The organism is Desulfotomaculum copahuensis, assembly GCF_001655685.1.
Lineage (GTDB): Bacteria > Bacillota > Desulfotomaculia > Desulfotomaculales > Desulfovirgulaceae > Desulfotomaculum_G > Desulfotomaculum_G copahuensis.
This window is the reverse complement of the sequence record NZ_LYVF01000175.1, coordinates 43,775-51,788: the sequence shown is the minus strand read 5'-3', so window position 1 is coordinate 51,788 and position 8,014 is coordinate 43,775. Positions and strand designations below refer to the sequence as shown.

Below are 8,014 nucleotides of genomic sequence, written 5' to 3'. Positions count from 1 at the left end.
CCGTCCCCGCAGGTGTCCGGCAGCCAGCCAGCCGGCCGGCATTACCGGCGTTCCGGCACGGCACGCCGGTCACCCAGGCGCCGGACAACCAGCCGGGCCAGTCCGGCGGCCACCACCGCCTTAAGCAGGTCAAACCCGATAAAGGGCAAAAAGCCGATCTTGATTACCTGTGCGGCGGAAACAGCCTTGCCCAGATAGAAATTAAGAATCAAGTACAAATAGGGCAGGCCCACCAGGTAGATCACCGCCAGACCGGCCACCATGGCCGGCAAATAACGCCACAGACCGGGTTCCCGGCGTCGTGGCAAAAGTGCGCCGATGACAAAGGCTCCGGCAATGAAACCAGGCAGAAAACCAAAAGTGGGCTGCAGTACATAAGCCGGCCCGCCGAAGGGCGGTTTTTCAAACACGGGCAGCCCGGACAAACCCAGCAACACGTAAACCAGTATGCTCAGCGCCCCCGCCCGGGCGCCCAACAGCGCGCCGGCCAGCATAACCACAAAGGGCACCAGGCTGAAAGGCACCACCGCTCCGCCAAAGCGCACCAGCGCGGCCGCCACTGCGCAAAGGGCGGCAAAAAGTGCCGCCAGCACCATTTCCCGCGGTGACATTTTCACGCTACAACACCCCCGAATAAATCAGTTAATAACGTTCTTCGCTGTGCCCGGGAAATACCCGGACTGTCGCACGACTTTCGCAAAACGCAACCTCATATTGGGTATGATAGCCTCAGGCTTGGATTGGCCTTTCACAGCGGCAACGGGCAACTGTCAACCCATCCCCGTTCCCGGTTAACAAAAAAGGCGTGCTCAACCGCTGCATGCGCCGTTTAAGATTACTGCGGCCGCAAGCTCACCTCCCCGGAAACCACCTTTTTCAATTCCCCCGCAGGCAGGCGTAGCAGAAGGGCGCCATTCTCATCCACGTCCTCGGCCAGGCCGGTCCAGCTTTCCTTCAGTGAAGCCACCCGCACCGGCCGGCCGAGGGTGACGGAAAATTCCTTCCAGCGCGCCAGCACGGGGGCGAAGCCGTCCTGCAGCCACAACAGATACCAGTGTTCCAGTTCCGTCAGCACGGCCTGCAACACGGCCACACGGGAAACGGGCCGGCCGGTTTCAATCAAGACGGAAGTGGCCGTAGTACGCAGTTCCGCCGGCAAATCGGCCGCCGTCAGATTCAAATTAATCCCCATGCCCGTGATCAGGAAATTGATCCGCTCCATTTCCGCGCTCAGTTCGGTGAGAATGCCGCAAATCTTTTTTCCGTTCACCAGCAAATCATTGGGCCACTTGATCCCTGCCTCAACGCCGGCCGCCCGGCGCAGGGCGCTGCAAACGGCGACAGCGGCCAGCATGGTCAGGGGCGGCGCGTCCACCGGGTTGACGGGCGGGTGCAGGATAACGGAACACCAGATGCCTTTGCCGCAAGGAGAATACCAACCCCGCCCCAGACGGCCGCGCCCGCCGGTCTGCTCCTCCGCCACCACCAGCGTGCCGTCTGGCGCCTCCCGTCCGGCCAGTTCCCGGGCGGTACGGTTGGTGGAAACCAGCGATGTGTAGTGGTATATCCGGCAGCCGATCAAACCGGTCGGCAAGCCGGCGGCGATTTCTTCCGCATACAGCCGGTCGGGAATGTTAATCAGCCGGTAGCCGGCGTGAGGCTGGGCTTCGATGCCGTAGCCGGCCTCCCGCAAGGCGCGTATGTGCTTCCATACCGCCGTGCGGGAAACGCCCAGCGAGCGGCAGATGGCCTCCCCGGATACAAAACCGGGATAGCCCTTTTTCAAGAGACGTAAAACACTTTCCTTCAATGCTCTGCACTCCGGTCGGTAATGAATGTTTCTGTAAATTTTAAATGATCACGGACAATTTGTCAACTCCGGCGGCATAACCGGTTGACATTGCACTCCCGCCGGCAGGCAGCCGGGGCGGATCAGCCGGCACGCCAGTCCGCACCGGCCCGGGGGAAAGCCGGGCCAGGCATACAGCCGGACCGGAACGCACGGCGGGCCGCCGGGTTAAAGCCGCGCCCCGCTTCCCGCCCCGGCCGGCAGGGACGGACCGGACACGCCGGCGGGGACGTCCGCGGCTTTTGGCGGTCCGGGCGGGCGGGGCGGCTCGCGGCGCGCCTTGTGTGAAGAATGTAAAAACATCACCATCGGCACGGCCACCGCCACAAAAACGGCGGCCACCATGAAGGTGTCGTCAATCGCCCGCACGAAGGCCTCCCGCTGGGTCAAGCCGTATATAACGGTCAGCGCCCGCTGGTTGCCGGGAAAGCCGCCGCCCAGCAACAGTGCTATTTCCTGCAGCACTCCGTGCGCCAACGGCGAGGAAAATGTCACCGCTTCGGCCAGCCTTACGGAATGGAAATACTGTCTTTGCTGCAGGATGGAAGTGAGCAGGGCGATGCCGAATGAGGCGGCAATCTGCCGGCAGACGTTGCTCAATGCCGAGGCCTGTCCGACCAGGGCGCGGGACACGGTGTTCATGCCCGCCGTAGTGATCGGCATCATGGCCAGACCGATGCCCAGCGCACGCACCACCATAATCATCTGGATGTGCCGGTAGCTGGTGGCCAGGGACAGGTTGTGCAGCTCCCAGGTGCCCAGCGCGGCTATGGACAAGCCAACAACGCCCGGCACCACCGCCCCCAGGCGGTCGAAAAGAAAGCCGGCCACGGGCATGGTCAAAGCGGTGGCGATGGCTGAAGGCATGAGCAGCAAGCCGGTCTGCATGGGCGTAAGCCCCATCAGGTTTTGAGTGAACAGGGGCATCAAAAACACACCGCCGAAAAGCCCCATGGTATTCAAACTGGCGGCCAGAATGCTTAAAGAAAACACCGGGTTCTTCAATGTGCGCAGTTCCAGCATGGGCTGTTCAATGTTCAATTCCACCAGCACAAACAAAATCAAAGCCGCAAAACCGGTCGCCAGCAGGGTGACGATGAACTGGGAACCCCAGCCGTCCTTGTGCGCTTCGCTCAAAGCCAGCAAAAGGGCGAAGCAGCCGCCGGTGGAGAGCGCAAAACCCCAGAAATCCGGCTTGCGATCCGGCTGGCGGTCACCGCCGGGCAGCAGGAGCAGCGCCAGGATCAGACCGAGCACGCCCACCGGAATATTCATGGTGAAAAGAAAACGCCAGCTCAAGTGGTCGATCACATAGCCGCCCAGAGTGGGACCCACGGCCGGGGCGGCCACCGCCGAAACACCCCACACACCCAGGGCCATGCCGATCTTTTGCCGGGGGACGATTTTATAGATAATAGCCATGCTCACCGGCATGATCACCCCGCCGCCGATACCCTGGACCACCCGGGCGGCAATCATGGTGTTCAACCCCAAAGAGATGCTGCATAAAAAGGAGCCCGCGGTAAACACACCGAGCGCAATTATGTACAGCCGGCGCGATCCCAGGTAATCCCCCAGGAAGCCGGTCACCGGAATGACCACCCCGGAGGTAAGCATGTAGGCGGTCAACACCCACTGGATTTCATCAGTATTGGCTCCAAAGATGGACATCATTTTGGGAATGGCCACGTTGACCGAGCTGTTGTTGAGTATGGCGGCAAAGGCGCCCAGTACCACCACGAAAAGGGGCACCCAGAAGGAGGCGTTCTCCTGATGTGCATCTGTCTGCATTATGGTCCTCCAATAGCTCCAGACTCCATATTAAGCCGGGGTTCGCCGGCTTAATAGTTAATTGACTTAACTATTTGGCTTAAAAAAGACAATCTCATGTTAACATAATAATAACCGTCCGTCAATAAGTTGCGAACGAAAACGGTGCCGGCCTGTTCCAAAGCGTTGAAGGCCTTGCCCGCTAAAGCCGGAGGGTTAGCGCAACGGCTTGATCTCCCCCACATCCAGGCTGATATCCAGCGCCCGGGCCGAATGGGTGAGCGCACCCAGGGAAATGTAATCCACCCCGGTACGGGCCACCTCGATGATGTTTCCCTCGTTTATGCCCCCGGAAGCCTCGAGCAGGGCGCGGCCCGCAGTCAGTTCCACCGCCCGGGCCATGGCGGCGGTATCCATGTTATCCAGTAAAACGGCATCCGCCCCGGCGGCCAGGGCTTCTTCCAGACCGGCCAGATCCTCCACTTCCACTTCAATTTTCATCAGAAACGGAACGGCCGCCCGGGCCAGCGCCACCGCCCGGCCGATACCGCCGGCCACCTTGATGTGGTTGTCCTTGATCAATACCGCGTCGTACAGGCCGAAACGGTGGTTTTTCCCCCCGCCCACCCGCACGGCGTATTTTTCCAGCATACGCAGGCCGGGAGTGGTTTTACGCGTATCCACGATTTTAACCGGGAAATCCCGCACCATGCCGGCCAGGCGGTCCGTATAGGTGGCGATGCCGGAAAGCCGCTGCAAAAAATTCAAAGCCACCCGCTCGCCGGTTAAAATAGTGCGGGCGTCTCCTTCCACCCGGGCCAGCAATTGCCCGGCCTGAATATGCTCGCCTTCCCGCACCCGGGGCTGAAAGGAAATATCCCGGTTCAAGCGGCGGAACACGGCCCTGGCCACGGGCAAACCGGCTACCACACCCGGTTCCTTGGCCTGGATCAGACCGACGGTGGTATAATCCGGCGGCACAATGCTGCCGGTGGTCACATCACCGGTACCGGTATCTTCAGCTAAAACACGCTCAATCAAATCGTTGAGCAAAAGCTCATTGAGCATAAATTTTCACCTTCACCACGAGTAATCATTTTTCGACCGGTCAGGCGCCGGCACCGCTCCACGATCAGCTTTCCCCCGGCACCCGGGCATATGCACAGAAGCTGCGGCGGACCAGGACATTACAAAAGGTTACCCGAATACATCAGCGGCGCAAAATCACATGTTTTTGCCAGCACGGGCGCGACTCCGGATAATCATGCCGGTAATGCCCGCCCCGGCTCTCGGTGCGGATTAGGGCGGCCTGGGCGACCAACTGCCCCACCTGCAGCATGTTGCGCACTTCCATTTCCGGCGGCCCGCCGGCCCGGCAGCCCTCCAGTCCGGACCAGCGTTCAAAAAAAGCCAGCGCCTTCTGCAGTCCGTCCGCCGTGCGCGCCGGCCCGGCATACTTGCCCATGATGGCTTGAATTTCCGCCCGCAGTTGCTTTTCATCCACCGCCGGCGGATCGGACAAAACCCGGCAGCAAAAATCCGGATATTCCCCCCCGGCCGGCGGCAGGCCGGCAACACGTTCCACAGTGCGGCCGCCGTAGACCAGGCCGTCCAGCAGCGAATTGCTGGCCAGCCGGTTGGCCCCGTGCACCCCCTGGCAGGCCACCTCGCCGCAGGCATACAGGTTGTGGATGCTGGTTTCGCCGTGGAGGTTGGTCTTTACCCCGCCCATCATGTAATGGGCCGCCGGGGCCACGGGCACCGGGTCCCGGGTGATATCCAGTCCGTATCCGGCGCAGGTGCGGCTGATGGTGGGGAAACGGCTGTGCACCATTTCCGGATCCAGATGCGACAGATCCAGAAACACTTTGTCTGCGGCGGTATTGGCCATTTCTTTCAAAATGGCCCGCACCACCACGTCACGCGGCGCCAGTTCGGCCAACTCGTGATAGCGCGGCATGAACCGCTCCCCGTAGCGGTTGCGCAAAAACGCACCTTCCCCCCGCACAGCCTCGGAAATGAGAAAACGGGGGGCGCCGGGCAGGCTCAAAACGGTGGGGTGAAACTGGAGAAACTCCATGTCCATTACTTCCGCCCCGGCCCGGTAGGCCAGGGCGATGCCGTCGCCGGTGGCCACTTCCGGATTGGTGCTGTGGTCGTAAAGCTGTCCCAGGCCGCCGGTGGCCAATACCACCGCCCGGCCGTAAAACACCTTCAACCGGTCTTCCCGGCAGTCCAGGGCAAGCACACCGTAGCAGGTATTTTCCCGTACCAGCAGGTCGACCACAAAATGATTCTCCCGCACCTCGATCAACGGGTCCAGGGAAACCTGCTCATTCAATACGCGCTGAATCTCAGCCCCGGTGGCGTCTCCGGCGGCATGCAGAATGCGCCGCCGGCTGTGCGCCCCCTCCCGGGTGAGGGCCAGTTCGCCGTCCTGGCGGTCAAACCGGGCGCCCATGGCGATCAGCTCGCGCACCCGCTGCGGCCCTTCATTGACCAGTATATCCACCGCTTCCCGGTCGCACAGGCCCGCCCCGGCCCCCAGGGTGTCCTTCAAGTGCAGGCCCGGCGAATCGGAGTCGCCCAGGGCGGCGGCGATACCCCCCTGCGCCTTGTCCGTATTGCTGTCCACCAGCGTGTGCTTGGTGAGCACCACCGAACGGCGGCCGGCCCAGCTGGCGGTGCAGGCCGTATACAACCCGGCGATGCCGCTGCCCAGGATGACAAAATCCCATTTTTCCCGGGGCAGCTCCCGGGTGTCGAAATTGACCAGGTAACCGGAGGTCACATTAATCCTCTCCCGGAAATATATTAAGCGCACCGCCCGTTGGCACCGGTGGGCGGTACGCCGTGAAACCGTTTTTCTATGGATCCGGCGGCGCACGCAACCGGCACCGACGCGGCGGCCACACCAAAGGCCGCGGTCCGTACCCGTTCCTGGTTTGAACGCGGGAATCCGGTTAAAGCAACCTTGATTGTTTCACGTTAAACAATGGCCAGCATCCGCTCCAGGGAACGCAACGCCTTTTCCCGGATTTCCGCCGGCACCGTCACCCGCGGCTGCAGGGTGGCCAGCGCCCGGTGCACCTTTTCCAGTGTGGTGGCCTTCATATTCGGACAGATCAGTTTGTTGGACGCCAGGTAAAAACTTTTGCCCGGGCATTGCTTGTGGAACTGATGCAGAATGCCCGCCTCGGTGCCGACAATGAATTCCCCGGCGGCGCTCTCCCGGGCGTAACGCAGCATGCCCGTGGTGCTGGCCACCGCGTCGGCCAGGGCGATCACCTCCGGCCGGCACTCGGGGTGCGCCAGCACCAGCGCCTGCGGGTGGGCTTCCTTGGCGGCCAGAATGTCTTCCCGGGTCAATTTGTCATGTGTATTGCAGTAGCCCGGCCACAGGTGCAATTCCCGGCCCGTCTGCTGCGCCACGTAGCGGCCCAGGTTCCGGTCGGGAATGAAAAGCACGGGCTGATCCGGCGGCAGGGAATCGACCACCTTGACCGCGTTGGCGCTGGTGCAGGCGATGTCGCTTTCGGCCTTGACTTCAGCCGAAGTGTTGACGTAACAAACCACTGTGACCCCGGGCAGGGCCTGCTTTTCAGCGCGCAGGTCTCCGGCGGTCACCATGTCCGCCATCGGACAGCCGGCGTTTATCTCCGGCAGCAGCACGGTTTTTTCCGGGGAGAGAATGGCGGCGCTTTCAGCCATAAAGTGCACGCCGCAAAAAACGATTACTTCGGCGTCCGTTCCGGCGGCCTGCCGGGACAACCCGAGGGAATCACCCACGTAATCGGCCACTTCCTGCACTTCGGGACGCTGATAGACATGGCTTAAAATGACCGCCCGCCGCTCTTTCTTGAGCTGTTTGATTTCTTCAGTCAACTGGTGGTTTTTGTCTTCAGCCACTGCTTTCACTCCCTGTCAATAAATGGAATGCAGCCGGTCCAAACAATTAAAATAATTCTACCATGCCTTTCAACTGTGTCAAGAGGCCAGGTTTATCCTCTCTCGCCGGGCGCCTCGCCGTGCCGTACCTCCGTCACCCGGTTTTTCTCATCCACCAGCAGGACGGTGGGTTGAAAACCGGCCGCCTCTTCCGGCGTGAGCATGGTATAGGCGATGATAATCACCGTATCGCCGGGCTGCACCAGGCGGGCGGCGGCGCCGTTCAGACAAATCACCCCGGAATCACGCGGGCCGGCAATGACGTAGGTTTCAAACCGGGCGCCGTTGTTGTTGTCCACAATCTGCACCTTTTCGTGAGGGAAAATGCCGGCCGCTTCCAGCAGCGCCTGATCAATGGTGATACTGCCCATGTAGTTCAAATTTGCTTCCGTGACCGTGGCCCGGTGAATCTTGGCCTTGAACATGGTGATGAACATTTATGCTCCC

The 8,014-nt window shown here is 61.2% G+C and carries 7 protein-coding genes; all 7 read right to left on the bottom strand.

Annotated elements, in window-relative coordinates; all coding sequences use genetic code 11:
- Positions 1–41: 41 nt before the first annotated feature.
- Positions 42–617 (bottom strand): biotin transporter BioY, encoded by a 576-nt coding sequence (locus A6M21_RS13420; protein ID WP_066669660.1) that lies wholly within the window; start codon positions 615–617, stop codon positions 42–44.
- 218 nt (positions 618–835) lie between these two features.
- Entirely contained in the window at positions 836–1,810 is a 975-nt protein-coding gene (locus A6M21_RS13415; RefSeq protein WP_066669658.1) for a biotin--[acetyl-CoA-carboxylase] ligase, read from the bottom strand.
- A gap of 207 nt (positions 1,811–2,017) precedes the next feature.
- Positions 2,018–3,640 carry a DHA2 family efflux MFS transporter permease subunit gene (locus A6M21_RS13410; protein WP_066669656.1) on the bottom strand — a complete coding sequence of 541 codons (1,623 nt, stop codon included), beginning with the start codon at positions 3,638–3,640 and terminating at the stop codon, positions 2,018–2,020.
- A 195-nt stretch (positions 3,641–3,835) separates the two neighbouring features.
- The gene (gene nadC, locus A6M21_RS13405) at positions 3,836–4,687 is read right to left on the bottom strand and encodes a carboxylating nicotinate-nucleotide diphosphorylase (RefSeq protein WP_066669652.1); all 852 of its coding nucleotides are present in this window, start codon (positions 4,685–4,687) and stop codon (positions 3,836–3,838) included.
- Positions 4,688–4,829: 142 nt separating this feature from the next.
- Positions 4,830–6,410, bottom strand: coding sequence for an L-aspartate oxidase (nadB, locus tag A6M21_RS13400; RefSeq protein ID WP_066669650.1), 1,581 nt, complete (start codon positions 6,408–6,410; stop codon positions 4,830–4,832).
- A gap of 197 nt (positions 6,411–6,607) precedes the next feature.
- On the bottom strand, positions 6,608–7,528 hold the full coding sequence (nadA, locus tag A6M21_RS13395) for a quinolinate synthase NadA (protein ID WP_066669648.1): 921 nt from the start codon (positions 7,526–7,528) through the stop codon (positions 6,608–6,610).
- 92 nt (positions 7,529–7,620) lie between these two features.
- Positions 7,621–8,004, bottom strand: coding sequence for an aspartate 1-decarboxylase (gene panD / locus A6M21_RS13390; RefSeq protein WP_066669643.1), 384 nt, complete (start codon positions 8,002–8,004; stop codon positions 7,621–7,623).
- Between the last annotated feature and the right edge of the window lie 10 nt (positions 8,005–8,014).